Source organism: Paludisphaera soli, from assembly GCF_011064595.1.
GTDB lineage: Bacteria > Planctomycetota > Planctomycetia > Isosphaerales > Isosphaeraceae > Paludisphaera > Paludisphaera soli.
Genome location: NZ_JAALJI010000024.1, coordinates 33160 through 58964 on the forward strand (window position 1 = coordinate 33160; position 25805 = coordinate 58964).

Here is a 25805-nt window from a genome sequence, read left to right on the forward strand (position 1 = left end):
CGGTCAAAGGCCCGGTAACCAAGTACCCCGGTCGTAATCCGCGACCCAGACCTTGTACGGCTCCAGCAGCCGGGAGGACTTCCAGGGCCCCTGGCCGGGCTCGCCCGTCGGGAGCGCCCGGTCCAGGACCTCGCGGCCGTCGACGGCGACCCGAAGCCGGGCGGCGGTGCAGACCTCGCCGATCCGGACCAGGACCTCGCCGCCCCGGGGCATGTCGAGCGTCCAGGCGACCTCGGAGAACAGCTCCTTGCCGTTTCCGCCCCGCGTGGGGCTGCCGAGGGTCGTCGCCATCGGCCCCCCCTCCACGGTCCCGTCGCGGCGGAGTTCGTGGCGGTTCGACGCGGTGCGGCCCCAGCCCTGCGAGGAGCGGACGGTGACGTCGGTGAACGACTCGGCCTCGTCGGCCGCCGCCTCGACGGCGATCCGGGCGATCGGCTTCATCGGGCTGTTCGCCCAGTCGATCGCGTCGGCGAACGCCTTGATCGGCGTGAGGACGTGATAGACGTTCCTGGGGTGGACGTAGCCGTCCCACCACCAGAGCATCGAGGTCCCCGCCGCGCCCGAGGCGATCGACGCCCACGCGCCGTTGTGCATGTTCAGGCCGCGGCCTTCCGGGTCCCACTTCTCGTCGCCGGCCTGCCAGTCGATGCCGAACTCGGCGAGGAGATACGGCTTGCCGAACTCCAGGTTGGCCCAGGTCTCGCGCTTGATCCGGTCGGTGAAGTCCAGCGTCTCGCCGGCCTGGCCGTACATATGCGTCATCGTGAAATCGACGTTGGGGTCGTTCCAGATCGGCGGCGAGCCGTAGCTGGTGCTGACGAGACGGCGGTTGGGGTCGATGGACTTGAGGTACGCGGCCATCTCGCTCGTCCAGGCGGCGACGCCCGGGCCGGGCTCGACTTCGTTCCAGAATTCCCAGGCGAAGACGAACGGCGAATGCCCCCAGCGCGCGACGAGATAACGCAGCCGCTGCTTGTAGAGCTTGCGGGCCGCGGCGTCGGTCCAGAAGTCCTCGGGACGGGCGCAGGGGCCGCCGTTGCGGGCGTTGTAGGGGTTGCTGACCCAGCTCCCCTCGTTGAAGAAGCCGCCGTCCTTGAACTCGCCGTAGGTGCCGATGCAGTACATCAGGCGGATTCCGTTCGCCTCGGCGATCCGGAGCACCTCGTCGAGCCGCCAGGCGTTGTCCATCGCGTAGCGGCCGAGCCCCTGGTACGAGCCGGTCCCGGGCTTGGGCGTGGGCGAGGGGCTCCATTCGAGCCCCTTCTCGTTGAACGCCAGCCAGAGCCGGGCCCAGTTGCCTCCGGCCTTACCCAGCGATTCGAACCAGGCCTTAAAGCTCGCCAGCGGGCTGCGGCCGTTCGCCCAGCAGACGTTCTCGCCGATCGCGAAGTACGACGAGCCGTCGTCGAACGCGAAGTAGCCCGGCGCCTCCTTCGCCACGCGGACGAACCCCGGCGACTTCGAGGCCTCGGCCACGAACGTCAAGGGCGCTGAGCGGACGTCGCCCGTCGCGTCCCGGACCTTAAGGACGACCTCGTGCTTCCCGGCGACGGTCGGCGCGTAGCGGACGCGGAAGCCCGGCGCGCCGTCGACGGTCAATATCTCGGCCCGCCCCTTCGTCTCGACACGGAACGGGACGTGATAATATCCCGGCACGCTCACCTTACGGCCGTCCGGGCTGCGGACCTCGGCGTCGACGGCGACCTGATCGGGGTCGAACGGGTTCTCGTAGCGGGCGTGGACGTCGGCGTCGAGCGCGACCGTCGCGAAGACGTCCACGCGGTCGCGGTCGAGCCGGGGGTCGACGATCGCCAGCGGACGGTCGTCCTTCCCGGCCGGGGCGGCGGCCGGCGCGGCGGCCTTCGCCAGCGCACCGGGGGCCTCGGCGCGGAGGGCCAGACCGAACCGGATCGGCTTGCGCGCGAGGACCTCGCCGCCGCTCGCGGTCATCAGGAGGCTGAAGTGGGACGCGTCCCACTTGCGGTCGTCCTGGAGCTGGAACCGGACGTCGCGGGGCGTCAGCCGAAGTCCGCCTGAGCCGGGCCGTTCCAGGCCGAGCCAGTCCGGGTCGCCCGACCAGACGACGTACCGGTCGGCGTCGAGCGAAGCCGGCAGGACGCCGCGCGGGCCGTCCGGCTCGGCGACGAGATACGCGGTCTTGCCGGCGTGCTCGGCCGTCGCCAGCGAGCCCCGGAGGAGCACGGCTTCCAGCTCGGCCTCGCGGTCGGGGATCACCTCGAACTCCAGCGTGACCCCGTCGTTCTCGCGGGTGATCCGCTCGATCAGGAGGCCCGACAGCGGCCCCCCGGCGAGCGGCATCGTGTAGGTCGTCGTCGCGCCTTCCCGGTGGACCTTGACCGTCGAGGGGTCGACGGCACGCTGATTCGCCAGGTCCCCGGACCATCCCGGCTTCACCACCGAGACCGCCAGGTCCGACAGGTACGCCGTCCCCCCCACGCGGGCCTCGACCACCCCCCGCGCGTCGGCCTCGACGGCGAGCTGCGCGCGGGCGGGGGCGACGGCGAGGCACACGAGCACGGCGGTCCAGGACGCGGTCTTCATGGGACGGCCCTTTCCCTGATCGGGTGCGAGGAGCGGTTCAGGATCCGGCCGGTGCGGCCGGCTGCTGCTGCGAGAGGCAGTGCAGGGTGCCCAGGCCCAGGACGAGGTCGACGCAGTGGATGCCGACGACCTTCCGGTCCGGGAAGAGGTCGGCGAGGATGTTGAGCGCGAGCCGGTCGTTGGGGTCGTTGAACGTGGGGACGATCACGACGCCGTTGGCGATGTAGAAGTTGGCGTAGCTCGCCGGCAGGTTCTGGCCCTCGAAGACCACCGGGCCGGGCATGGGCAGCTCGACCACGCGGAGCGGCTCGCCGTCCTGGTCGCGGGCCTCGCGAAGGCGGCGGAGGTTGTCCTGGAGCGGCTCGTGGTTGGGGTCGTCCGGGTCGCCCTCGACGGCCGCGACGACGGTCTTCGGGTCGACGAACCGGGCGATGTCGTCGACGTGGCCGTGGGTGTCGTCGCCGAGGACGCCCCGACCCAGCCAGATCACGTTCGCGATCCCCAGGTAGTCGGCGAAGACCCGCTCGATCCCCTCGCGGCCGAGCCCCGGGTTGCGGGCCTGCACCTGGCTGAGGAGGCATTCCTCGGTCGTCAGCAGCGTGCCCCGGCCGTTGACGTCGATGGCCCCCCCCTCCAGCACGACGCGACGCGCGACGCCGTGGACCATCGCGCGCGGGGCCCAGCGGTGCAGGCCGGTCTTGCGCGCGATGCGGCGGCCCAGCCGCTTGTCCTGCTGGTGGTTGTCGTACTTGGCCCAGGCGTTGAACTTCCAGTTGACCATCGCCACCGGGCCGGCGGGCTCGCCCTCCCCCTCCGCCTCGGCGGCCGACGGGGCGTCGCCGTCGCGGACGACGAACGAGGGGGCCGAGTCGCGGAGCCAGACGCGGTCGGTCGCGGCCTTGAAGAACCGGACGCGATCCAGGTCCGCCCCCTCGTCCGCCAGCATCTTTGCCGCCTTCCGCTTCATGGCGCGGTCGGCCACGACGACCACGACGGTCTCGTGGCCGCTCAGGACGCGGACGATCTCGGTATACACCCAGGGCGTCGGCGCGAACTTGCCGGGCCAGTCCTCGCGGTTGTGGGGCCAGGCGATCCAGGTCGCCTCGTGCGGCTCCCATTCGGCGGGCATCCGATATCCGAGCTGGGCGGGCGTGGCGGTCATGGGAGAGATTCCGGGCGTGGGATGCGTTTCCGAATTCCCTTCCCCCCTCGTGGGGGAAGGTGGCCCGGAGGGCCGGAGGAGGGGGAGGACGAGCACGAGAGCCGGCGGAGAAATCAGCGGTTCCAGGAACCGTCGCCTCTTCGCATAGTCCGCCTGGATCGTCCCCCTCATCCGGCCTTCGGCCACCTTCCCCCACCGAGGGGGGAAGGGAAGACAGGCTGAGGGGGGAGACGAGCACGCGGACCGTCGGAGTTCGGCGGCCCTCGCCTTCTCCAGGCTCAGCCCCCGTCCAGGAATCGCTGGGTGATCGGGGCGTAGGCGTCGATGCGGCGGTCGCGGAGGAAGGGCCAGTTGCGGCGGGTCTCTTCCTGGAGGCGGGGGTCGCAGTCGGCGACGAGGACCTCCTCGCGGTCGCGGCTCGCCTGGACCAGGATGCGGCCGAACGGGTCGGCGACGAACGAGCCCCCCCAGAACTCCAGGCCGCCGTCGGCCGGGCCTTCGTGGCCGATCCGGTTGATGGCGCCGACGAACACGCCGTTGGCGATCGCGTGGGCGCGCTGCATGGTCGCCCAGGCGGACGCCTGCGCCTCGCCGAACTCGGCCTTCTCGCTCGGGTGCCAGCCGATGGCGGTGGGGTAGAAGAGGACCTCGGCCCCCTGCAGGGCGGTGAGCCGGGCGGCCTCGGGGTACCACTGGTCCCAGCAGACGAGCGTGCCGACGCGGGCGTGCTTGGTCTCAAAAGCCTTGAAGCCCAGGTCGCCGGGGGTGAAGTAATACTTCTCGTAGTAGAGCGGGTCGTCGGGGATGTGCATCTTGCGATACTTGCCGACGAGCGAACCGTCGGATTCCAGCACGACGGCCGTGTTGTGGTAGACGCCGGCCGTCCGGCGCTCGAAGAGCGAGCCGACGATGGTCATCTTCGTCTCGCGCGCCAGGGCGGCCAGGGCCTCGGTGCTCGGGCCGGGGATCGGCTCGGCGAGGTCGAAGGTGGCGGCGTCCTCGGTCTGGCAGAAGTACTGCGTCAGGAACAGCTCCGGGAGGCAGGCCACCTGGGCCCCCTTCGCCGCCGCCTCGCGCAGCATGTCCGAGGCCCGGGCCAGGTTGTCGACCGGGTCGGTCGAGCACATCATCTGGATCAATCCCACGCGGAACGGCGGGCGGTTCGCCCTCATTGCGTCGAGCCTCGATTATCTGGCGGGTGGGTCGAATTCCTGTCCCCGTCATGCTAACAGCCCGACGGGCGGCGGGCTACCGGGCCGGCCTCCTCGCGACGGTCCCGGGGGCGGCCCCGGTTGAATCGGCGGCGGCGGGCCGTTAGGCTCTTGCGATGTCGGCGGGGCGCGTCCCGCCTCCAAATCCGATCGATCCTCGACCGCACGACGTAAGGACCTCGCCGCCCATGGGAGCCGAAGAACGCCTCGCCGCCTTGAAGCTGGAGCTGCCCGCCGCCCCGAAGCCGGTGGCGACCTACGTCACGGCCGTGCGCGTGGGCGAGATGCTGTACGTCTCGGGCCACGGGCCGCTGAAGCCCGACGGCTCCCTGATCCTAGGCAAGGTCGGCGTCGACCTAGACCTGGAGGCCGGCCAGGCCGCCGCCCGGCAGACCGGCCTGGCGATCCTGGCGACGCTCAAGGACCAGCTCGGCTCGCTCGACAAGGTCGTCCGCCTGGTGAAGACCCTGGGCCTGGTGAACTGCCCGGCCGACTACAAGGACCAGCCGAAGGTCATCAACGGCTTCTCCGACCTGATGAAGGACGTATTCGGCGACGCCGGCATCGGCGCCCGCAGCGCCTTCGGCGCGGGCTCGCTCCCCGGCGGCATGGCGATCGAGGTCGAGGCCATCTTCCAGGTCAAGGACTGACGCGGCCATGGGTCGCCTCGACGGCTCGCGCTGCCTGATCGTCGGCGGGACGAGCGGCATCGGCCTGGCGACGGCCCGGCGGTTCCTCGCCGAGGGCGCGCGAGTCGTCGCCTGCGGCCGCTCGCCCGACGCCCGCGCGGCCGCCGCCGAGGCGCTCGGCCCCGGGGCCCTCTTGCTCGCGGCCGACGCCGCCGAACCGGCCGACGTCGACCGCCTGTTCGAAGAGGCCCTCGCCTTCCTGGGGGGCCGGCTGGACGTGATGTTCCACGTCGCCGGCATCAGCGGCCGACGCTTCGGCGACGGCCCCCTGCACGAGTGCACCGTCGAGGGCTGGGACGCCGTGCTGGACGCCAACGCCCGGTCCACGTTCCTGACCGACCGCGCCGCCGTGCGGGCGATGCTCGCCCAGGAGCCCGACGCCCACGGCCTGCGTGGGACCGTCCTGAACATGGGCTCGGTCCTGGCCCGGTCGCCGGCCCCCGACCTCTTCGGGACGATCGCCTACGCGGCCAGCAAGGGCGCCGTCGAGTCGATGACCCTGGCGGCGGCATCGAGGTACGCCCGCGACCGGATCCGGTTCAACCTGATCGCCCCGGCCCTGATCGAGACGCCGATGGCCGCCCGCGCCTGCGGCGACCCGGCCATCCTCGCCTACCTGGCCGCCAAGCAGCCGATGGCCGGCGGGCCCGGATCGGCCGAGGACTGCGCCGAGGCCGCGCTCTTCCTCTGCGAGCCGGCCTCGCGGTTCACGACCGGCGTCGTCCTGAACGTCGACGGCGGCTGGTGCGTCTCCGAAGGCCGCCTCCCCCCCGCCCCCGCAACCTCCGAGAACTCATGAGCGACGACGTCCTGTCTCAGTACCTCCGCGCCGCCCGCGCGGGGCTCGACGCGATCGAGGCCACGCAGCTCCCGGCCGTGCGCGAGGCGGCCCGGCTGTTCGCCGACGCCATCCTGGCCGATCGGCTGGTCCACGTCTTCGGGACCGGGCACTCGCGGATGGCCGTCGAGGAGATGTTCCCGCGCTATGGGTCGTTCCCCGGGTTCCACCCGATCGTCGAGCTGTCGATGAGCTACCACAACCCGGTCGTGGGGGCGAACGGCCAGCGGCAGGCGATGTTCCTGGAGAACGTGCAGGGCTTCGGCCCGGTCCTCTGGCGGAACTTCGTCGTCAGCCCGGCGGACGTCCTGCTGGCGATCTCCAGCAGCGGCTGCAACGCCGTGACGATCGACGTGGCGGCCGAGGCCAAACGCCTGGGCATGACCGTCGTCGCCCTGACCTCGCGGGCCAACGCCGACGTCTCCACGTCGAAGCACGAGTCGGGCCGGAAGCTCCACGAGATCGCCGACCTGGTCCTCGACCAGCAAGCCCCGCCGGGGGACTCGGCCGTGTGGGTCGAGGGGCTGCCGACGCCGGTCGCCCCCCTCTCCACCGTCACCGGCTGCGCCCTGATCAACCTGATCAAGGCCGAGGTCGCCCGCCTGCTCACCGAGGCCGGCAAGCCCCCGAAGGTCCTCACCTCCGCCTTCCACCTCGGCCCCGAAGCCGCCCGCCGCCTGTTCGAGGAGACCTACGACGACTACCGGCGACGGGTCGGCGTGCTCTACCGCTGATCGTCACGGCAAGCCGGGCCAGCCGCCCGTGCGGGCCCGGACCATCGTCCCCGGATCGACGAACCGCGTTCGGGGGCGGGCCGGGGGCGGGACCGGCGAGGCGCGTTGCGGCCTCGGCCGGGCGGAGAACGCCGCCGCGGCGCCTCGCCATCGGGGCTTCGAAGGTGCGAGCGACGAGGCGACCTGGGCGGCGGCCGTCTCCTGGGCCCGCAAGGCCGTCGCCACGCCGGACGCCGGGCGAGCCGGATCCGGGCTCGCGGAGGCCGCGAAAGCCGCCGGGGCCGCCGCCTGTCGACTGGCGTCCAGCACCTCCACGCGATTGACGCCCGAGGAGAACATCAAGGTCTTCGGGTCGCCCAGGTAGACGAACTGCAGGTAATGGACCCCGGCCGCGAGCCGGAGCGAGGCCTTGGCGATGGAGTAGGAGGAGGAACCGGAGGCCGGATCCAGCGGGATCAGGGCGATCGGCCGGCCGCCGTCGAGGACCATCACGCCGCCGGTGGCGTAAGCCCCGCTCTCCGATCTCGAGATCAGCGCCTGGACCGGCGTCGCGTCGGGCAGCATGACGTCCCACGGGGCCGAGGCGTAAAAGAACGACGAGCGGCGACCGACGGTGAGCGGGACGTCGACGACCGACGCTTCGAACTCGGGGGTCGCGGGGGCGTAGGTCAGGCGGGCCACGCGATGACCCGACGCGGCGCCGGCCGGGATCGAGAACTGCGCCCGGCCGTCGACCAGGGAAAGCGTCTGAGTGAACGTCCCGAACGAGAGCGTCACATCGCCCTCGGGGGTCGCGGCCGAGCCCGTCGCGGAGGGGGCGGCCTGCACGACGATGGCGAAGTCCTCCCCGATGATCGGCCGGAGCGGGTAGGTCTGCACGGCGACGCGAATCGGCCGCCGGGCGACTTCCAGCACCTCGGCCGGGGAGAACACGGCCGTCCCCCCGCCGTCGACGAGCCGGGCGCGGAACCGGCGGCCGGAGAGCCCGAAGCTCGCCGTGAACCGGAGCCAGGCCCCGGTCGCGCCGGGCACGTCGCTCCAGGTCGCCCCCAGGTCGTCGCTCTCCTGCCACTGGATCGAGGCGAAGTCCCCGCCCGTCGGGAGAGTGAAGATCACGTCGTCGCCCGAGTCGACCGACCGAGTCGCGGACGCGACGGCCGGGTCGCCCGGCGAGGTCTCCGGCGGCGGGGGGCCGTCGGCCGGGGGGGCGATCGCCGGCGAGGTCCCGGCGAGCGGGGCGGACAGGCCGCCGACGACCGTCGCCCCCGACGGCCTGACCGTGATCTTGTAGACCCCGGACGACGCCGCCGCGGTCTTGAGGTCGCCCAGGTAGACGAGCTGGATGTAGTGGTCGCCGACGCTCAGGCCCGACGTGGAGAACGTCGCCGTCGTCCGGCCGCCCGCCGTGACGACCTGGACGAAGGCGATCGGCTGGCCGCCGTCGAGGAAGACGACGCCGCCGATGGGGTCCAGGGGGAGGTCCCGGGGGGAGAGCACGGCCGTGATCGTCGCTCCGCCGCCGACGGCCGCCTCGATGGGCGCCTCGGCCGTCAGGATCGAGCCCCGACGCTCGACGACGAGGGTGGACTCGGGCGAGGCTCCGGTCCCGTGGAGGCCGTCCCCTTCGTATTGGGCGTACAGGGCGTACTCCCCAGCCGGGGTCGTTCCGGGGATCTGGAACACGGCTCGGCCGTCCGTCAGCTCGAGTTCGTATCGATCGAACCCGAGGCTCAGCGTGATCTTCCCGGTCGGCGCGGGGAGGCCGGCCGAGTTCGTCGCCACGCGGACCTCGATCGTCGTCGCCTCGCCGACCCGCGTCGGGACCCGGGGGGCGTCGACCTCCACGCGGACCTCGGCGCGTCGGCTCCTCAAGGTCCCGGCGAAGCTGGCCAGGACCTGGCCCGAGCCCGGGTCCGTGAAGACGACGCGGTAGAACTGGCGATCGGTGAGTTGCGGCGTCGTCGCGGCGTACCAGCTCTGGGTCCGGCCGCCGATGGTCGCCGTCTCGCCGCCGGCCAGGTCGGTCCAGGCCCCCCCGAGGTCGGCCGCCTGCCAGACGGCGACCAGCCCGGGGGCTCCCGCCTCGGCGGTGAACGTCGCGGGGCGGCCGGGGATCGCGACGACGTCGGCCGGCTGGCCGGTCACTTCGAAGCCCGGCTCGTAGGAGTAGAGCCGCAGGCCGCCGGCGGCCGGGTCGGTCGGATAGCCCACGTAGGCGCCGACCGCGAGCAGGTCCCCCGCGAAGGCCAGGCCGAATCGGTACGCGTCGCCGGTCCAGAAGGTCGAGAGGTGCGTCCAGGCCCCCGCTTCCTTCCGGAAGACGTACGCGTAGCCGGTGGCTCTGGCGAGGGCCACGGCCATCGTGCCGTCGGCGTTGACGGCCACGGTGCCGTCGCCGACGGCCTCGCCGAGGCCTGTCGGGAAAGGCAAGTCCCCCGTGAAGTCCCAGCCCGCGCCGGTGCGCCGGTACGTCCGGATCGCGAACCGGGTGTAGGCGTTCGTCTCGGAGGTCGGGGCCGAGGCGACCAGCATGGTCGAGCCGTCGCCGCTCAGCGCCACCCCCTCGCCGAGCCGGCGGGTCGAGCCCGCGAGGCTCGGGTCCAGGTCCGTGAGCAGGCTTCGCATCCAGCCCGACGCCTCCTTCGTGAAGAGGTACGCCTCCCCTCCGGAGTTCGACGCGGAGGACGCCCCGACCAGCAGCGTCGTCCCGGCGTCGTCGAATTCCATCGGCGGTCCCAGGCCGGAGAAGGCGGGGCCGGGTGGCGAGCCGAAGCCCGCCTCGACCGCCCAGGTCGGGCCGTCCTTCGCGTAGATCCAGACCACGCTCGGCCCCCCGGCCGGCTCCTGGGCGTGGGGGAAGTCGGGGATCGCCACGACGCCCCCGTCGGCGTTCGTCGCCAGCGTGGCCCCGAAGTATCCCCGGCCGTCGGGGCCCGGCTCGATGACCTGCACCTGGTCCCAGCCGTCGTCGGTGCGGGCGAAGACGTAGACGACGCCTCGCTCCGACGTGTCCAACCGGGCGCGATCGGCGCCGACGAACAGGGTGGAGCCGTCGCCGCTGAGGGCCGTCGAGTGCCCGAACCCGCTCTGCGCGATCGGCAGGTCGGGCTGGATCCGGGCGGTCTCGACCCAGGTCTCCCCGGCCCGCTCGTAGATGAAGACGGCCCCGGCCCAGAAGAGGTCGCCCACCTCGCCGAAGAACTCCTGGCCGACGGCGAGCGTCCGGCCGTCGGCGCTCATCGCGAATTCGGACGAATCCACCGGCAATCGCGCCCGCGCCACGAACGGGTCGACGACCAGCGGGTAGGCGGCCCCGGCGTCGTCGACCCGGATCGCGATCGAGCCGCCGGAGTCCACCGACATCGTCGCGGGGACGGACCGGCCGGCGGCGTCGTAGGCGATCAGGCCGCCGTAGGAGGCGGCGGTCGAGCCGTCGCCGCGGACCAGGGCGACGGAGGTCCCGCCCGGCTCGGGGGCGACGACCAGGCCGTCGACACCCAGCACGATCGTGAGCGGGCCGCCGAGGTCGGAGCCCTCGGGGCGGGCGTCGAGGGTGAAGCCCTGCTGGAGGCCGAGCGGGCCGTTGACGTACCACTGCGTCACCGCGCCGTGGTCGTACTCCACGCGGTTCGTGTCGGTCGAGACGGTCGCCGCCCCCAGGGGTCGCACGTCCTCGCCGTAGCCCAGGCCCCGGACCGAGAGGGACCACGAATCGGCCCCGGAGACGATCCGGAATCCCCCCGGGCCGACTGTCGCGTCGTAGGCGTTCGCGGCGTTCGCCAGGACGATCGCCCCGCCGTCGTCCGTCGCCGCATAGGAGGCGTCGCGGCTCCCGAACGACTCCGAGACGGCGTAACGCGCCGCGACCGGCAGCCCGGCCGCGAAGCCCGAGGCCGGCGCGACGCGCGCCTCCAGGCCGTCGAGGCTCGGCCGCTGCCGCCGCTTCCGGCGTTCGATCTCCCGCGCACGCCGGCCGTCCGACCCCGCCGGGAGGGATCCCGGCCCCTTCGCGTCCATTCCGGTCATCAGAGGCACTCGTCCGGTGAGGCGCTTCCCTTCCAGGAGAACGCGGAGGCCGTCGCCGCCCGCCCGGCGACGATCCGACAGCCAGATCCTATCATGTCGCGTATCATCCCTCCAGAATGTCGAGGCGATCCAACGTGGCGAGGCCGCCGGCGGTCGACTAGGATCGCGGGCTTGGAGGACCCGAAGAGGCCGGGGGGAGGCGTCGATGAAGCGTTGCGGCTGGGCGAAGGACGAGGCGTCGATCCGCTATCACGACGAGGAGTGGGGCGTGCCGACGCGCGACGACCGCCGCTGGTTCGAGTTCCTGATCCTGGAAGGCGCCCAGGCGGGCCTGAGCTGGGACACGATCCTCCGCAAGCGCGAGAACTACCGGCGCGCCTTCGACGGCTTCGATCCCGAGTCCGTCGCCCGGTTCGACGCCGACCGCGTGGCGACCTTGCTGGCCGACCCGGGGATCGTCCGCAACCGCCTGAAGGTCGCCTCGGCCGTGCGCAACGCCGGGGCCTTCCTGAAGGTCCGAGACGAGTTCGGCACGTTTGACGCCTACATCTGGCGGTTCGTCGACGGCCGCCCGATCCGCAACTCCTGGCGATCGCTCCAGGAAGTCCCCGCCAGCACCGCCGTCTCCGACGCGATGAGCAAGGACCTCAAGGGGCGCGGGTTCAACTTCGTCGGATCCACCATCTGCTACGCCCTCATGCAAGCGACGGGGCTGGTCGACGACCACCTCGTCGACTGCCATCGCCACGGGAAACTGGGGGGGCGTTGACGCCCGGTCGGGGCGGCCGGCGGCGGAATTCCGCGCGAATCGGGCCCGCCGCGTAAGTTCACCCGGTCGACGATCGTTCCTGATCAGGCGAGGAGTCGCCGCGCGTCGGCCGGCCTGGCGGGCCGGCGCGTCGCGGCGACGGGCGTCCTGAGGAGGTGGTCATGAGCGCGATCTTCGGAGAGTTGCTGACCTTCCCGCAGGAGAACGGCCCGGACGTGCGGCTCCGGGTCTTCGGCGACGAGCGCTACGCGCGTTACGAGAACGTCGACGGCTACACGGCGGTCTACGACGAGGCCCTGGGCCGGTTCTGCTACGCCGCGATGCCGGGCAACCGCCTGATCTCGACTGGCGAGCCGATCGAGGGGCCCCCGCCCCCGGGGGTCGTCCGGCACCTCCAGGAGTCGCTGGCGGCGCGTCGGGCCAAGACGGAGGAGCGGGAGATGCTCCACCACCCGCCCGAGGCCGAGGCCTTCGAGCGCGTGGTCCGCACGTTCGGGCCCAACCAGGGGCTGCTCGCCGGGCGGCAGCTCTCGATCGGCCGGGTGCAAGGGCTGACGATCCTCGTGAACTTCCAGGACGTCGCCAGCTCCACGACCGCCGCCGACGTGGACGCGATGCTCAACGCCGACGACTACACGCGCAACGGCAACGTCGCGTCCGCCCGGCAGTACTTCCTCCGCGTCTCCAACGGGATGCTCGACTACACGAACACCGTCGTCGGCCCGTTCACGCTGAGCCGGAACCGCCGCGATTACGTCAACACGCTGCTGGTGGAGGAGGCCCTGCGGCTGGCCGTCGCGTCGGGAGTCGACCTCCGCCGCTTCGACTCGCGGGGCGAGGGGATCGTCGACGCGCTCAACATCCTCTACGCCGGCCAGAGCCTCTACCAGGGGAACCTCTGGCCGCACAACTCGTTCATCAACGTGCGCGCCGGCGGCGTGCGCACCAATCTGTACCTGCTGACGGGCCTGGGCCGCGACCCCTCGGACCTGTCGATCGGGACGTTCTGCCACGAGAACGGCCACCTGCTCTGCCGGTTCCCGGACATGTACGACTACGGCAGCCGCGACGACGACGAGCAGGACAGCTCGGGCATCGGCTACTACTGCCTGATGGGCGCCGGCAACCACCTGGACGGCGGCCGCAGCCCGGCGCCCGTCTGCGCCTACCTGCGCGACCTGGCCGGCTGGGTCGGCACGGTCGTCGACCTCAACGCCCCCGGCGTGCACGCCGCCGAGGCCGGCCGCTACGACGTGGCGTTCAAGTTCCGCACGAGCAGGCCCAACGAGTACTTCCTGGTGGAGAACCGGATGCGCGTGGGCCTGGACCGGGCGGGCTCCTCCAGCGGGCTGGCCGTCTACCACTGCGACATCCTCGGGTCCAACGAGCTGCAGCAGGGGACGGCCGACCGGCACTACCAGTGCGCCTTGCTCCAGGCCGACGGCCGCCGCGACCTGGAGGCCGACCCGAGCCTCGGCAACCCGGGGGACGGCGGCGACCTCTTCGGCCCGATGGGGGGCGTGGTGCTCTCCAGCATGTCGACGCCGCACTCGCGCGAGTGGGACGGCCGCGAGTCGGGCCTGATCCTCTCGGACGTGGAGATCGACGGCGATCTCATCCGGTTCCGCGTCGGCGAACGCGCCGCCTCGCAGGTCGTCCGCGGCGAGCAGGCGACCGAGGCGCGGATCCCGGACAACACCACCGCCGGCGTCTCCAGCGTCATCCCGATCGCCGCGTCCGGGGTCGTCCGTCGCATCAAGGTGGACCTGGAGATCCGCCACCCGTTCATCGGCGACCTCGTCGTCGAGCTACTCGCCCCCTCGGCCGCCCGCGCCGTGCTCCACTCCCGCCAGGGGGGGTCGAAGGACGACCTGATCGCCGCGTTCGACTCCGACCGCCCCGGCGAGCTGGCCGCGATGCTCGGCCAGCCGATCCGAGGCAACTGGACCCTCCGGGTCGCCGACCGCGCCCGCCGCGACGTCGGCCGGCTCGTGCGCTGGAGCCTGGAGATCGAGACCGCGTCGAGCTGATCGCCGACCCCGGCGAGGCCCCCGACGATTGCCCCGCGCCGACGGCGCTGCGATCATGAGGGCCCCTCCCCTCCACGCCCGCCGGGTCGCGGGCGGGGGGGCCTCTCCGGAGCCCTCGCCATGCGCACCTCGATCGTCGCGACGCTGTCCGCCCTCCTCGCGGCCTCCGCCCTCGCCCCGGCCCGGGCCGACGGGCCCATCAAGCTGCTGGCGGAGAACCCGCGGTACTTCGAGTTCCGCGGCGAGCCCACGCTGCTGATCACCTCGGGCGAGCACTACGGCGCCGTCCTGAACCTGGACTTCGACCAGCGCGCCTATCTCGACGAGCTGCAACGCCACGGCCTCAACAACACCCGGACGTTCGCCGGGACCTATCGCGAGACGCCCGGCTCGTTCAACATCCGCGACAACACCCTGGCGCCGAAGCCCGGCCGGTTCGCGTCCCCCTGGCTGCTCGTCTCGAAGCCCGGCGAGCCCGAGAAGTTCGACCTCGACCGCTACGACGACGCCTACTTCGAGCGGCTGAAGCAGTTCCTGACGCTGGCCGCCGAGCGCGGGGTGGTCGTGGAGTACGACCTCTTCTGCGTGCTCTACGACGACGGCCTCTGGGCCATCAACCCGATGAACGCCGCCAACAACGTCAACGGCGAGGGGAAGTGCCCCCGAGGCGAGGTCCTGACCCTCCAGCACGACGACCTCACCGCACGCCAGGTCGCGCTCGTGAAGAAGACGGTGGCCGAGCTGAACGAGTTCGACAACCTCTACTACGAGATCTGCAACGAGCCCTACTTCGGCGCCAACGCCGAATGGCAGGCGCAGATCGCCGCGACGATCGTCGAGGCCGAGCGGGCCCTGCCGAAGAAGCACCTGATCTCGCAGAACTTCGCCAACGACAAGGGGAAGGTCGAGAATCCCGACCCCAACGTCTCGTTCTACAACTTCCACTACGCCGTCCCCGAAGCCGTGACGATGAACGCCCACCTGGACCGGCCGATCGGCGACAACGAGACCGGCTTCAAGGGGAACGACGACCGCGTCTACCGGACCCAGGCCTGGCGGTTCCTGATGGCCGGCGGGGCCCTCTTCAACAACCTCGACTACTCGTTCACCGCCGCCCACCCCGACGGCACGGCCGAGGTGACGCCCCCCACCCCCGGCGGCGGCGGCCCCGCCTTCCGCAAGCAGATGAGCGTCCTCGCCGGGATCCTCCGCGAGGCCCAGGTCTGGAAGATGGGGCCCGCTCGCGAGGTCCTCGGGGGGGCCAAGCTTTTCAAAGGAAGCCACCTCGACATCCTGGCCCGCCCCGGCGCGGTCCTCGCCTACGTCGACCAGGGGCCGGGCTTCGGACTGACGCTGAACCTCCCGCCGGCCTCGTATGCGTACCGCTGGATCGACCCGATCACCGGCGACGTGCTCGCGCAGGGCGAGTTGGACTTCGACGGGGCGGTCACCGGCGCCCAGTTCGTCTCGCCCGCCTTCGCCGAGGACGTGGTGCTCATCCTCCTCGCCAAGTGACACGACGCCGGAGCGTGCGATGGACCCGAAGACGAGCCGAGACGAGGTCGAAGCCGCCCCGAGAGGCCGGGGACCGCTGCCGCTCCTCACCTTCGCGATCCTGGCGCTGCTCGGCCTGGCCGTCTTCTCGTCCAAGAAGGGACGCCCCATGAAGCCCGCGCCCGACCTCCTCCGCCTGGCCTTCCCCCCCGGCGCGGCCGTGACCGAGCATGACGCGACCCAGGCTCAGGTCTTCGAACCCGATTGGTGGCTCGACGTCCGTCCTTTGGAGCCCGACCAGGTCGACAACGGGCTGCGGGCCTATCGCGCGATGCGGGCCCCCCTGCCCCCCTTCCTGGAAGAGATCCTGCACGGGGCCGACGGCTCAACGATCCACCGCCTCGTCCAGCGCCACGGCGACCCCGCCGAGGTGGTCCGGATCGAGTACTTCATCTCGTTCGACGGCGATTGGATCTCCGCACACGCCGGGTCGCGCGACCTCGATCGGCCGCTCGACCCGGCCCCCATCGACGCGATGGTGCGCGCCCTGCGGCTGGAGCCCCAGTCGAGGCCGGACCGCGAGGTCCCCCCGGCCTGGCGGGCCTATCAGCGCGACCGCCGGCCGGGCTCGCCGATCGCCAAGTTCGTGCTCTCCATGCCCCCCGCGCCGGTCCTGATCGGCGATCCCCAGGCCCTCCTGCTCGACCACGGCCTGCCCACCGACGAAGACTTCGACCGCGGCGGTCGGAAGATCACGCCCGAGGTGATCGAGTTCTACACCAAGGACGACCCCATCAGCATCCGCGTGGACGTCCTCCTCGACGATCCTCCGCCCGGGGCCGTCGGCGAGCCCGTTTTCGCGGCCCCGCTCCGGATCGTCGACGCGATCGCCATGACCTGTGGCTTCGATGAGGCGGAACCGCCCCAGGTCGCCATCCCCTCGGGCGAATACGACCTGAACATCGCGGTCGTCAACCGAGGCGTGGAGGACGAGGGGATGCTCACCGACGCCGAACGGTTCGCCCGCGACGATTTGGAGCGCTACGAGTTCCGCCTCACGCCCCGAACGTCCGAGCCCTGACCGGATCCCTCCCGGCCGGCCGCGCTCCACGGGCGCGACTCCCGACGCCCCCTCGGCCACGCCGCGAACGCCCTGAGGGATCCCAATCCGATGACGCCAAACGAACTCGCGAACCTGGCGAATCGCACCCCCGACGCCAGGCCGCCGGGCTTCGGACTCACGTTCGTCGCGCGTGGTTTGGATGCAGGAGAGGCCCTCGCCCTGCTGGAGCGGATTCGCCAAGCGTGGGAGGTGATAGCGAGGTGGGGGCGGTGGTGCGACGAGGAGCCTGGAGAATAGCTCGACTCGGAAGACGGCCTCGCGGAACTGCCAGGCTGGCTCCGCGAGGCCCTCGGGCGTGAGCCGTCCTACGAGGTCGAGAACTGGCTGGACGGTCTGCACGACCGGGAGTGGGTCTGGTGGAGCGGCGCGGCCCTCGGCCGCCTCGTGAAGATCGACCTCTCCGCCGAAGCCATGCCCGTCTCGACTTGGCCAATCCTGTTCGTCATCGAGAAGGCGAGCGGCTCGGTCGTCTACCGGGGCGATTGGATCCCCTTGGGAGACGTCGCCGGCACCATGGGTTCGTCGGCCTGAAGCCCCGTCCGCTTACCCACCGGCCAAGAAATCATCACGTCGCGGCGAACCCATTTGCCAGGCCACCCCAAACAGCATATCTTACCCAATATTCAAAAGTCGCATCGGATCCGCACCATCCGATCGGCTCGAGCGTAAGACCGTCGACGGTCATCCATGAAGTCGTGCAGAACCACCCGACATCCGGTCCCCGGCGTGGGCCCGGCCCTTCTCGAAGGCGACACCATGATCAGCCCCAGGCGTCTCGCGGATCGGCTCTCCGGGCTCCGAGTTGGATCGTTGGTCAAAGACGATGCGCGTTGGCGTCGGCGGAAGGTCGCGGCGCGGTTCGCGGTCGGGGCGGCGATCCTGGAAGAGCGTCAGCTGATGACGGGGGTCGAGATGCCGCTGGCGCCCCCGGGCTCGCCGGACAGGTACAACACGGTCGGCGCCCTGAGCGACGTGCTGTTCGTGGGCGACGCGACGTACGGGGACGTGCCGGTCAAGCAGATCACGATCTACAACAACTCCGCGCAGACGATGTACCCGTTCCTGTACGGGCCCAATACGGGCCAGTCGACGGCCGGCGGCTATTACGACCCGATCGACGACCATAACGAGGAATATCGCGGCTACATCGGCTACGCGCAGGCGGGTGTGAACTACCTGGGGCTCCTCCCCGGCCAGTCGATCACGGTCAACGTCCCGCTGGTCTTCTGGGACTCGGGACGGGCGGCCGTCGCCACCGACCCCGCCGACCTGCTGCCGACCGACCCGAACACGAGCAAGAACAGCCCGATCACCAACCCGTTCTTTTTCTTCTACAAGAACATCGACGGCACCGACACGGAGCGGTTCGTCGTCGACGCGGCCGCCAGCAGCGGCGGCGACGGGATCGTGATGTTCTACCACTCCGAGGACCCGATGGCGGCCGTGAACCCGGGCGCCGACGCACCCGAGCAGCTCCTGGAGTTCACGATCCGCGACCAGGACTTCCTGACCAAGCTCTCCACGCCCAGCAATCCCATCGACCCGTCTCAGCTCGTCACGCTCATCAACTACGACGTGTCTTACGTCGACCACCTTCTGCTGCCGGTCGCGATGCAGGCGACGAACGTCCCCGTCCCGAACACGAACGTGAAGCGCGACTACGGCTGGATCGGCGCGAAGCAGTCCTACCTGCAAGGTCCGAACAGCCTCCAGGCCGCGATCGCGAACTTCACGGGCAACACCCCGGCCAACGGCCTGGGGACCTACTTCGGGGGCCGGGGCTGGCCGACGTTCTTCAACCCGAACTACGGGCCGACCAACCGCGGCGTGGGCCTCCGCATCCCCGGAGGGGCCAACATCCTCTTCGCCAGCCCGCTGGCGGGCATCCGGTCGTCTTACAGCCGGCCCTTCGGGCCGAACAACCACTGGATGCTTTCGAGCGGCGGAACCGGGCCGATCCAGTACGCGCTCGGCGGCAACTTCCGAGCGCCCAACCGGGCCGTCGTGACCAACGTGCCAGGGGTGGACAATATCCTCCAGGCGCTCACGCCGGGCATGGCGGTGACGGCCAACGGGGCGCCGGCGGGCCGGGTCCAGTCGGTCAGCACCGCGACGAACACCGTGTTCCTCGCCGGGGCCCCGAACATCCCCGACGGCACGCCCGAGACGTTCGTCTTCTCCAACCCCGCCAGCGACCCCTACGCGTCCAAGCTGACGAACCTCTGGTACTCCTGGGCGGCCTATTACCAGGGCCTGTTCAACGGCGTCGCCCCCCAGACCCTCGCGGCAAACATCGCCTCCGACACCGACAACAGCGGCGACGACTACCGCGTCCTCACCTTCACCCAGAACCAGCCGAGCCTGGCCCTGGGGATGCAGGTGACCGGCGCGGGGATCACCGCCCTAACCACGATCGTCAAGATCGAGACGGTGAACAACGTCCAGACGATCTACCTGAGCGCGCCCATCCCGGGGGTGTCGGCCCCCACCCAGGCGGAACTGACGTTCACAGCCCCGCAGCCGATCGCCTTCGCCGACCAGGCGACGATCATCCCGCTGCGATTCCCTCCCGCCCGGCAGGCGTACGCCAAGCAGTTCGCGGCCACCGTGTATGAGGTGCTCAGCGTCTTCAGCACCGCGCCGAGGAAGGTCCCCGCGCTCCCCGGCTCGATGGAGGTGGTGGGGAATTCCATCGGCGGCAACGTCGGGTTCCTGCCGACGGCCCTGCCGACGAACTACGTGAACATCTCGGCCGACGTCCGCGACCTGGTCAAGTCCGCCCTCCGCGGGGTGCCCGACTTCGTCCAGTACGGGGAATCGCTCTGGTATCCGCCGCCGAGCCAGCCGACCGGAGGCCAGACCTACAACGTGTTCAACCTCGACCCCTACGTCTGGTTCATCCACAGCCGGCTCGGCCTCTCCGGCTACGGCTTCTCGTTCGACGACGACACGGCCGACGTGGGGGCGAACGGCACGAGCACCCTCTCCATCGCCATCGGCGGCCTCAAGGGGCTCGGCAATCAGGTCGAATGGGCCCCGAGCGCGCAGTGGGGCACCGTCGGCAGCCTGGCGACGATCACCCAGGGGACCGGCGACCTCGCGGGGCAGTCGATCATCTCCCTGCAGGACCCGGTCGTCTACAACCAGATCCGGCCGAACGACAAGGCGAACGCCGTGGTCGGCGCGTACGTCTGGGGCCCCGGCATCCGGCCGGGGACGAACCTCACGCAGACCGCGATCATCGACCAGAACCAGTTCGTCCTCAGCCAGAATGCGCCCACGAGCGCCGGGCCCGTCTTCCTGTACTTCACCGGCAAGGACCAGCCGCCGCTGACGCGGCTCCGATCGAGTCGCCCCTGAGCGAGGCGATCGGGCCCGGCCGGGGAGCCCCCGCGCCGGGCCCGGGTCGTCAGCGATGCTTCTCAAACGGGATCGTCGCCGATCCGCCGCCGAGTTCGACGATCAGATCGCCGAAGAGCTGATCCGTCTGGTACATCCCGGGCTCCGAGACGAACAGCGACCCGCCGCGCGGGTCCTTGGCGTCGGGCTTGTGATGGAGGGCCACGTCCGCCGGCGCGTCCTGCCCGGGCAGCCGGACCTTGAGCGAGGCCGACGCCGGGGGCGGGGTCAGGGCCGCGGCCTTGTCGGGGGCCAGGAAGTAGGCGGCGAGCACGCCGTCGGCCCGGGCGGTCGCCTTGGGGGTGGGCCTGGCCAGCACCTCGCCGAAGCCGACGTCGTTCGGCAGGGGGACGAGCAGGCCGCCGTGCGGCCCCACCTCGTCCGCGACGTAGCCGCCCCCGGGCGCGGCGGGGGAGCCGCACCCGAGGGGTGCCGAGGCGAGGGAGAGGAGCAGGGCGAGCCGAAGGGCCCGCCCCGGGGTATTGGTCATCTCGCGATCGCTCCAGGAGGGGACAAGGGGGCTGTCGGGAGTCAGTAGGCGTCGGAGCTGAGGACCTCGCCCCCGGCGCGGGTGCCGAGGCCGCGCCACGTCTCCAGGTTCACCGAATCCTTGACGAACCTCACCGATCCGTCCCCCAGCAGCACGTTCGCGCCGCCGGGGTGCTGGCTCCGGGCCGAGACGATGGCGTGCTCGCCCGGCGTGTCCATGGTCGAGCTGTACGACCCGCAGTCGATCCCCCTCCAGTTCGGCGTGGCGACGTGGTTGTACATCGTGGCGATGTACCAGGCGAACGGCCAGCCGTCGGAGAAGTCCGAGCCGGGAAGCAGCCGCCCCTGCGCGTTGAAGTTGAAGGAGTCGATCCGCCGCGCCGTGAGGCAGTCCTGGAACAGCTCGTCCCGGTTCGGCAGCCCGGCGGCGCGGCCGACTCGCGTCACGTTGTCCGAGAGCGAGGGGAGCTGCGTGGCGACGGGGAAGCCCGTCCCCTTCGTCCGCTCGGCGAACGCCGCCGTGTTGCTCAGGCCGTCGGTGAAGCCCGCCACCGAGATCCCCGGACCGATCGTGAAGGCGCCGTTTCCGCCGGACGCGGCCGTGATCGTCGCCTGGGCGTTGTGCGCCTCCGCCCCGGCGTAGGGGGTCGACCCGCCGAAGTTGTAGCGGTAGTTGTTCTCGCTGATCCCCCCCGCCGTGGTGTTGGGGTCCGACGGGCAGAGGAACGTGCTCTGCGCGATCGCGAACGCCGTGTAGTTCGGCGAGTACACCGTCGCCCCGCCGCCCGACGTGATCCGCGAGGTGTTCGGCGCCGAGAAGTTCATCGCGTTGTACGCGTTGACCTGCTCCATGTAATTCAGGATGTGGCAATGGACCGAGTAATACCCCGTCCAGCCGCCGGCCGTGTCCGGAGTCATCGTCCCGTAGCTGGTGTAGCTGGTGGAGACGGTCGAGCCGACCCTCAGGTCGGGCGTCATCCGCCCGGGGGGGAACGTGTTGTGCGTGCTCAGGTAGTTGTGCAGTCCCAGGCCGATCTGCTTCATGTTGTTCGTGCACTGCACCCGCCGGGCGGCCTCGCGGGCCGACTGCACGGCGGGGAGCAAAAGCGCGATCAGGACCGCGATGATCGCGATCACGACCAGCAGCTCGATCAGCGTGAACGCGGACCGGGCGCAGTCCCGGCTCGGGGGTCTTCCAGGCATCGGGGCTCTCTCACATAAGGGGATGAGGGCGGAGAACGCGATGCGACGCGGCGACGCGCCAGGCCCGACGGACGCCCGCCGATCGAAGCTCGCGCGGACGACGCGGAGCGATCCCGGCCGAGAGAGGAGGCCCGATCGTCGTCGTCGTCGTCGTCCAGGGATAACGTGCGATCATGAAAGCGCCGTGGATCCGACGTGAAGATCCGTCGAATCGATGCGACCAGGCGAGGAGAGAGGGGGAGGAGGGGCGCCGGCCGACCCGAGTTTACAAGGCGTGTCCGCGATTTCCAACCTGTCGTTTCATTTTTCGAGCATGTCCCAATCGCGCCGGGTCGTCCCGTCGCCGGACGACTGTCAGTCCGCCGGCTCGAAGACCTTCACGTCCGGGTGCATCGTGTAGAGGCGGTCCCCGTCGGGCGTGGTCACGAGCACGGCGCTCGAGCAGTTGTCGCCGATGATCGGGTTGCCCGGGAACTTCTCCCAGCGGACCAGGTCCCTGGAGCGGGCGACGTTCGTCGTCCAGACGCGCACGGCGGGGTCGGCCAGGGCGTGATAGAACAGGTAGTAGAAGCCGTCGCGGCGGACGACCTGGTTGACGGCCACCGCCGCGCGGTCGAAGGGCTCGGGCCCCCGGGCCAGCACCGGCTCGTCCTTCACGTTCGTCCAGACCTTCAGATCGCGGCTGGTCGCCAGCCAGATCGCGTCGTCCCGACGCTCATAGAAGAGGTGCCAGACGCCGTCCTCGTACCAGGCGGTCGGCGTGCCGAACGACCCGGGGCCGATCGGCGAGCCGTCGACCTTGCGGACGTCGAGCGAGCCGTGGTCGGTCCAGCTCACGCCGTCGGTCGAGCTGAGCCGATGGGCGACGTCCCCCCTCCCCTCGGCGAACATCTGGAACGTCCCGTCGACCCGGACGACGCAGAGGTCCTCGACCCACGACTTCGCGAAGATCGGCTTGCCGGGATCGCGCCTCCAGACCTTGCCGTCGGGCGAGGTGGCCCTCCCCAGCGCCATGCCCCTCGGGCGCTCCGGATTGTAGCCGGTGTACCACAGGGTGAAGCCGTCGCCGTCCGGCAGGATGAACCCGCGCTCGCGGATCAGGCGGTCCCAGGTGTCCTCGCCCGTCCCCCGAAACACCGGATTCCCCGCGACCGGCCGCCACGAGGTGAACCGCCAGGGCTCATCCTCCCCTAAGGCCCCCGCCCCGCCTCCGACCAGGACCGCCGTCCCCAACACCAACCGCACCAACGACTTCAACATCCCCACCGCCCCCCTCGCCCTGAATCGTCTAGGTTCGTCTTGCATCGACGGCCCGCCATCGCTACTCTCTTTACTAACCCGAAGCTGATCGGGGCGGTAGCTCAATTGGGAGAGCGCAGCGTTCGCAATGCTGAGGTTGAGGGTTCGATCCCCTTCCGCTCCACTATTCCTAACCCTTGCCGAATCCTTGTGTTAGGATACCCGCCGGACCTCGGCGGTGCGGCCGAATGACTCCAAGAAAGCCGGTAGTCTACCGGATTTGGAGATTTGGCCCATGTCCACGCCCACCCGCCGGACGCCCACATACCGGCACCACAAGCCCTCCGGCCAAGCGGTCGTCACCTTTGACGGCCGAGACTTCTACCTCGGACGGCACGGCTCCCCGGTGAGTCGGGGGAGTACGATCGTCTCTTGGCCGAGTGGCTCTCCAACGGCCGTCGGCTCGCGACTCCAGCGGCCGAGGCGGACCTTTCCGTCAACGAACTGTTCTTGGCCTACCTCCGGCATGCCGACGGGTATTACGTCAAGAACGGCAAGCCCACTGTCGAGCCGGGGAACATCCGGTTGGCCGGCCGGCCGCTTCGGCAACTCTACGGCCAAACTCCGGCCCGGGAGTTCGGCCCCGTGGCCTTGAAGGCGGTCCGGGGGGCGATGGCGGAGGCCGACATCTGCCGGTCCGAGATCAACCGCCGCATCGGCCGCATCGTTCGCGTCTTCAAGTGGGCCGTCTCGGAGGAGATGGTCCCCCCGTCGGTCCATCAAGCCCTGCAAACCGTCCCGGGCCTCCGGCGAGGCCGGGCCGACGTTCGGGAGTCGGAGCCGGTTCGGCCGGTCCCCGATGCGTTCGTCGACGCCATCGAGCCCTATGTCTCGCGACAGGTCTGGGCGCTGGTCGAGTTGCAGCGTCTCACCGGCATGCGGCCCGGCGAGGCGTGCGTCATGCGAACGGCCGACATCGACACTTCGGGCAAGGTCTGGGTCTACACGCCGGAGCGGCACAAGACCGAGCACCACGGCCGGGAGCGGCGGATCTATCTCGGCCCGGCGGCCCAAGCGATCCTCCGACCGTGGCTCCGGACCGAGCTGACGGCCTACCTCTTCTCCCCGGCGGAGGCGACGGCCGAGCGGCAGGCCGCGATGCGGGAGCGGCGCAGGACCCGCGTCCAGCCCTCGCAACGAAACCGGGGGAAGGCCAGGCCGGAGAAAGAGCCGGGCGAGGTCTACACCACGGAGAGCTACCGCCGGGCGATCGCCTATGGGGTCAAGCGGGCCAACGCGGATCGGGCGAAGCGGGGAGAGTCGGAGGTCCCGTCATGGCACCCCCACCAACTCCGGCATTCGGCCGCGACCCGGCTCCGGAAGGAATTCGGCCTCGACGTGGCGAGGGCCGTCCTCGGTCATAGCTTCCCGGTCGTAACGGAACTGTATGCGAAGTTGGACGGGACGAAAGCGGCGGAGGCGATGGGACGGATCGGCCGATGGAATCGGGATTCGGATGAGCGGCAAGCCCGAATTGCATGCTCGCGATAATCCGCAAAGGTTTTATCCCCTTCGCCAACAACTGGTTCCGATTGCGAGAGCGTGAGATTTGAGACACGCTCCCGACAGGGCCCTTTAAATAGAACTATGAAGCGAAGAAAGACCCGATGGCACTCGAATGCCCTCGGGTTTTCGCATTTCGAAAAGCGCCCCCCGCTCACATCCCACCTCGCTCCGTGTATCCCGCAGTTCTGGGACGGCTCAGTTCGACGACGCCCAAGAGCCGGGGCTCACCTTTCATCCGGGAGGGGCGGCGCAGATGCCCCGATCTCGCTCCGAGAAACCCCAATCTCATGCGACTTCCCCGTCGCGTCCCAAGCGTAAGGCCTGCGCGTCATCGAAGCAGGTCGATAGAACGGCCGTCGCACAGGCCGTCCGAATGGCGATCGAACATCTCCTTTCCCAAGAGCTGTTCACGCCCGACGAAATCTGCATGGCTTTAAGGATCTCGCGTCCCACCTTCTATCGCCACCGTCAGCAAATTCTCGATCAGCGGGAGTCGGACTCCCGCGAGACTTGCGATGAGGATCTCTGGGGCGCGCAAGCCCCCCCACTTCAATTCCTCACACCACCAACTTCCAAAGGCTCCCTCACGGGCCGGCTTCACCCTGCGCGGGTGTAACCGCCGCCCCCGGTCCCCTTTTGCCCCGAGGGTCATCATGATCGACTCGTCATGCGAAGCGCTCCTCCCTCTGGCCCAAGCGGCCGACGAACTCCCCCGACGTCGAAGGGGGCGGAAAACCCACATCTCGACTCTCTACCGATGGGCGACGGCCGGTTGCCGGGGAGTCGTGTTGGAGACCATCCAGGTCGGGGCCACGCGTTGCACCAGACGAGAGGCGTTGCAACGGTTCTTCGAGCGGCTGTCGACTCCCGTCCAAGCCGGAGCCGGGATCGCACCGAGCCCTTCCGGCCGGACCCTCGCTCAACGTCGGCGAGCCTAGGCGGAGGCCGAACGCAAGCTGACCGACATGGGGGCCTAAGCCGTGAAAAAGCCCTACCTGCTGATCGGGCTCGGCTCCGGCCGAGAAGCGTGGCTCTCGATCGAGCTGGATTCCCTGCGGTTCGTGCTCGAAACCGAAGACCGCAAGCCGACGGTGGAGACCCTCGCCCTGTCGGAGTTGAAAGACCGGCTCCCGGGCCTCACCAGTCTCGTCGCCGAGGTCCTGGCGCAAGCCGTGAAATCCAACGGAGCCTGAAACGGGAGAGGCCGTCGGGGAGGTGATCCCGACGGCCTCTCATAGCTCGCGTCTCGCTAACGACGGAGTTCATCCAGA

18 protein-coding genes and 1 tRNA gene are annotated in these 25805 nt (G+C 70.4%); 12 read left to right on the plus strand and 7 right to left on the minus strand.

Annotated elements, in window-relative coordinates:
* Positions 1 to 3: 3 nt before the first annotated feature.
* The 3 genes from G6O68_RS24145 to G6O68_RS24155 all read right to left on the minus strand — a co-directional run bounded on the left by G6O68_RS24145 (position 4) and on the right by G6O68_RS24155 (position 4896).
* Entirely contained in the window at positions 4 to 2562 is a 2559-nt protein-coding gene (locus G6O68_RS24145; protein ID WP_165251223.1) for a DUF5060 domain-containing protein, read from the minus strand.
* A gap of 37 nt (positions 2563 to 2599) precedes the next feature.
* Positions 2600 to 3724 carry an agmatine deiminase family protein gene (locus G6O68_RS24150; RefSeq protein ID WP_165251224.1) on the minus strand — a complete coding sequence of 375 codons (1125 nt, stop codon included), beginning with the start codon at positions 3722 to 3724 and terminating at the stop codon, positions 2600 to 2602.
* 278 nt (positions 3725 to 4002) lie between these two features.
* Positions 4003 to 4896, minus strand: a complete 894-nt coding sequence (locus tag G6O68_RS24155; protein WP_165251225.1) for a carbon-nitrogen hydrolase — start codon at positions 4894 to 4896, stop codon at positions 4003 to 4005.
* Positions 4897 to 5123: 227 nt separating this feature from the next.
* Here G6O68_RS24155 and G6O68_RS24160 point away from each other — a divergent pair, with 227 nt between their 5' ends.
* From G6O68_RS24160 to G6O68_RS24170, 3 genes are read left to right on the plus strand one after another with little or no spacing between them, the layout of a single operon-like run.
* Positions 5124 to 5585, plus strand: a complete 462-nt coding sequence (locus tag G6O68_RS24160) for a RidA family protein (RefSeq protein ID WP_165251226.1) — start codon at positions 5124 to 5126, stop codon at positions 5583 to 5585.
* Between the two features lie 7 nt (positions 5586 to 5592).
* Positions 5593 to 6423, plus strand: a complete 831-nt coding sequence (locus G6O68_RS24165; RefSeq protein WP_165251227.1) for an SDR family NAD(P)-dependent oxidoreductase — start codon at positions 5593 to 5595, stop codon at positions 6421 to 6423.
* Entirely contained in the window at positions 6420 to 7196 is a 777-nt protein-coding gene (locus G6O68_RS24170) for a sugar isomerase domain-containing protein (protein ID WP_165251228.1), read from the plus strand. The genes G6O68_RS24165 and G6O68_RS24170 overlap by 4 nt, the downstream gene beginning before the upstream one ends.
* 3 nt (positions 7197 to 7199) lie before the next feature.
* On the opposite strand, the gene G6O68_RS24175 is transcribed toward G6O68_RS24170, so the two are convergent.
* Complete coding sequence (locus G6O68_RS24175) at positions 7200 to 11222, minus strand: Ig-like domain-containing protein (protein WP_165251229.1); 4023 nt, start codon at positions 11220 to 11222, stop codon at positions 7200 to 7202.
* 205 nt (positions 11223 to 11427) lie between these two features.
* Between G6O68_RS24175 and G6O68_RS24180 the strand changes: the two genes are divergently transcribed.
* The 5 genes from G6O68_RS24180 to G6O68_RS24200 all read left to right on the plus strand — a co-directional run bounded on the left by G6O68_RS24180 (position 11428) and on the right by G6O68_RS24200 (position 19998).
* Positions 11428 to 11991, plus strand: a complete 564-nt coding sequence (locus G6O68_RS24180) for a DNA-3-methyladenine glycosylase I (RefSeq protein ID WP_165251230.1) — start codon at positions 11428 to 11430, stop codon at positions 11989 to 11991.
* Positions 11992 to 12152: 161 nt separating this feature from the next.
* Entirely contained in the window at positions 12153 to 14021 is a 1869-nt protein-coding gene (locus G6O68_RS24185; protein ID WP_165251231.1) for a M6 family metalloprotease domain-containing protein, read from the plus strand.
* 120 nt (positions 14022 to 14141) lie between these two features.
* Positions 14142 to 15536 (plus strand): glycoside hydrolase family 5 protein, encoded by a 1395-nt coding sequence (locus tag G6O68_RS24190; protein ID WP_165251232.1) that lies wholly within the window; start codon positions 14142 to 14144, stop codon positions 15534 to 15536.
* A gap of 19 nt (positions 15537 to 15555) precedes the next feature.
* Positions 15556 to 16596 (plus strand): hypothetical protein, encoded by a 1041-nt coding sequence (locus G6O68_RS24195; protein WP_165251233.1) that lies wholly within the window; start codon positions 15556 to 15558, stop codon positions 16594 to 16596.
* Positions 16597 to 17448: 852 nt separating this feature from the next.
* Complete coding sequence (locus G6O68_RS24200) at positions 17449 to 19998, plus strand: hypothetical protein (protein ID WP_165251234.1); 2550 nt, start codon at positions 17449 to 17451, stop codon at positions 19996 to 19998.
* A 49-nt stretch (positions 19999 to 20047) separates the two neighbouring features.
* Here G6O68_RS24200 and G6O68_RS24205 read toward each other — a convergent pair whose 3' ends face one another.
* The 3 genes from G6O68_RS24205 to G6O68_RS24215 all read right to left on the minus strand — a co-directional run bounded on the left by G6O68_RS24205 (position 20048) and on the right by G6O68_RS24215 (position 22989).
* On the minus strand, positions 20048 to 20527 hold the full coding sequence (locus G6O68_RS24205; RefSeq protein ID WP_165251235.1) for a hypothetical protein: 480 nt from the start codon (positions 20525 to 20527) through the stop codon (positions 20048 to 20050).
* A 41-nt stretch (positions 20528 to 20568) separates the two neighbouring features.
* Complete coding sequence (locus G6O68_RS24210; protein WP_165251236.1) at positions 20569 to 21729, minus strand: DUF1559 domain-containing protein; 1161 nt, start codon at positions 21727 to 21729, stop codon at positions 20569 to 20571.
* Between the two features lie 354 nt (positions 21730 to 22083).
* Positions 22084 to 22989 (minus strand): glycosylase, encoded by a 906-nt coding sequence (locus G6O68_RS24215; protein ID WP_165251237.1) that lies wholly within the window; start codon positions 22987 to 22989, stop codon positions 22084 to 22086.
* Between the two features lie 90 nt (positions 22990 to 23079).
* Between G6O68_RS24215 and G6O68_RS24220 the strand changes: the two genes are divergently transcribed.
* The 4 genes from G6O68_RS24220 to G6O68_RS24235 all read left to right on the plus strand — a co-directional run bounded on the left by G6O68_RS24220 (position 23080) and on the right by G6O68_RS24235 (position 25727).
* A tRNA-Ala gene (locus G6O68_RS24220) sits at positions 23080 to 23152 on the plus strand.
* Positions 23153 to 23400: 248 nt separating this feature from the next.
* A complete protein-coding gene (locus tag G6O68_RS24225; RefSeq protein ID WP_240911487.1) occupies positions 23401 to 24519 on the plus strand; it encodes a tyrosine-type recombinase/integrase in 1119 nt (372 codons plus the stop codon).
* A gap of 668 nt (positions 24520 to 25187) precedes the next feature.
* Positions 25188 to 25472 (plus strand): DUF1580 domain-containing protein, encoded by a 285-nt coding sequence (locus tag G6O68_RS33635; RefSeq protein ID WP_165251238.1) that lies wholly within the window; start codon positions 25188 to 25190, stop codon positions 25470 to 25472.
* A gap of 42 nt (positions 25473 to 25514) precedes the next feature.
* Complete coding sequence (locus G6O68_RS24235) at positions 25515 to 25727, plus strand: hypothetical protein (protein ID WP_165251239.1); 213 nt, start codon at positions 25515 to 25517, stop codon at positions 25725 to 25727.
* Positions 25728 to 25805 lie beyond the last annotated feature (78 nt).

What these genes read in the sequence shown, in the direction of transcription:
- G6O68_RS24180 (WP_165251230.1), top strand. Translation starts at nt 11,428, where the DNA reads ATGAAGCGTTGCGGCTGGGCGAAGGACGAGGCGTCGATCCGCTATCAC.
- G6O68_RS24215 (WP_165251237.1), bottom strand. Translation starts at nt 22,989, where the DNA reads ATGTTGAAGTCGTTGGTGCGGTTGGTGTTGGGGACGGCGGTCCTGGTC.
- G6O68_RS24170 (WP_165251228.1), top strand. Translation starts at nt 6,420, where the DNA reads ATGAGCGACGACGTCCTGTCTCAGTACCTCCGCGCCGCCCGCGCGGGG.
- G6O68_RS24165 (WP_165251227.1), top strand. Translation starts at nt 5,593, where the DNA reads ATGGGTCGCCTCGACGGCTCGCGCTGCCTGATCGTCGGCGGGACGAGC.
- G6O68_RS24210 (WP_165251236.1), bottom strand. Translation starts at nt 21,729, where the DNA reads ATGCCTGGAAGACCCCCGAGCCGGGACTGCGCCCGGTCCGCGTTCACG.
- G6O68_RS24160 (WP_165251226.1), top strand. Translation starts at nt 5,124, where the DNA reads ATGGGAGCCGAAGAACGCCTCGCCGCCTTGAAGCTGGAGCTGCCCGCC.
- G6O68_RS24145 (WP_165251223.1), bottom strand. Translation starts at nt 2,562, where the DNA reads ATGAAGACCGCGTCCTGGACCGCCGTGCTCGTGTGCCTCGCCGTCGCC.
- G6O68_RS24195 (WP_165251233.1), top strand. Translation starts at nt 15,556, where the DNA reads ATGGACCCGAAGACGAGCCGAGACGAGGTCGAAGCCGCCCCGAGAGGC.
- G6O68_RS24175 (WP_165251229.1), bottom strand. Translation starts at nt 11,222, where the DNA reads ATGACCGGAATGGACGCGAAGGGGCCGGGATCCCTCCCGGCGGGGTCG.
- G6O68_RS33635 (WP_165251238.1), top strand. Translation starts at nt 25,188, where the DNA reads ATGATCGACTCGTCATGCGAAGCGCTCCTCCCTCTGGCCCAAGCGGCC.
- G6O68_RS24185 (WP_165251231.1), top strand. Translation starts at nt 12,153, where the DNA reads ATGAGCGCGATCTTCGGAGAGTTGCTGACCTTCCCGCAGGAGAACGGC.
- G6O68_RS24155 (WP_165251225.1), bottom strand. Translation starts at nt 4,896, where the DNA reads ATGAGGGCGAACCGCCCGCCGTTCCGCGTGGGATTGATCCAGATGATG.
- G6O68_RS24205 (WP_165251235.1), bottom strand. Translation starts at nt 20,527, where the DNA reads ATGACCAATACCCCGGGGCGGGCCCTTCGGCTCGCCCTGCTCCTCTCC.
- G6O68_RS24190 (WP_165251232.1), top strand. Translation starts at nt 14,142, where the DNA reads ATGCGCACCTCGATCGTCGCGACGCTGTCCGCCCTCCTCGCGGCCTCC.
- G6O68_RS24150 (WP_165251224.1), bottom strand. Translation starts at nt 3,724, where the DNA reads ATGACCGCCACGCCCGCCCAGCTCGGATATCGGATGCCCGCCGAATGG.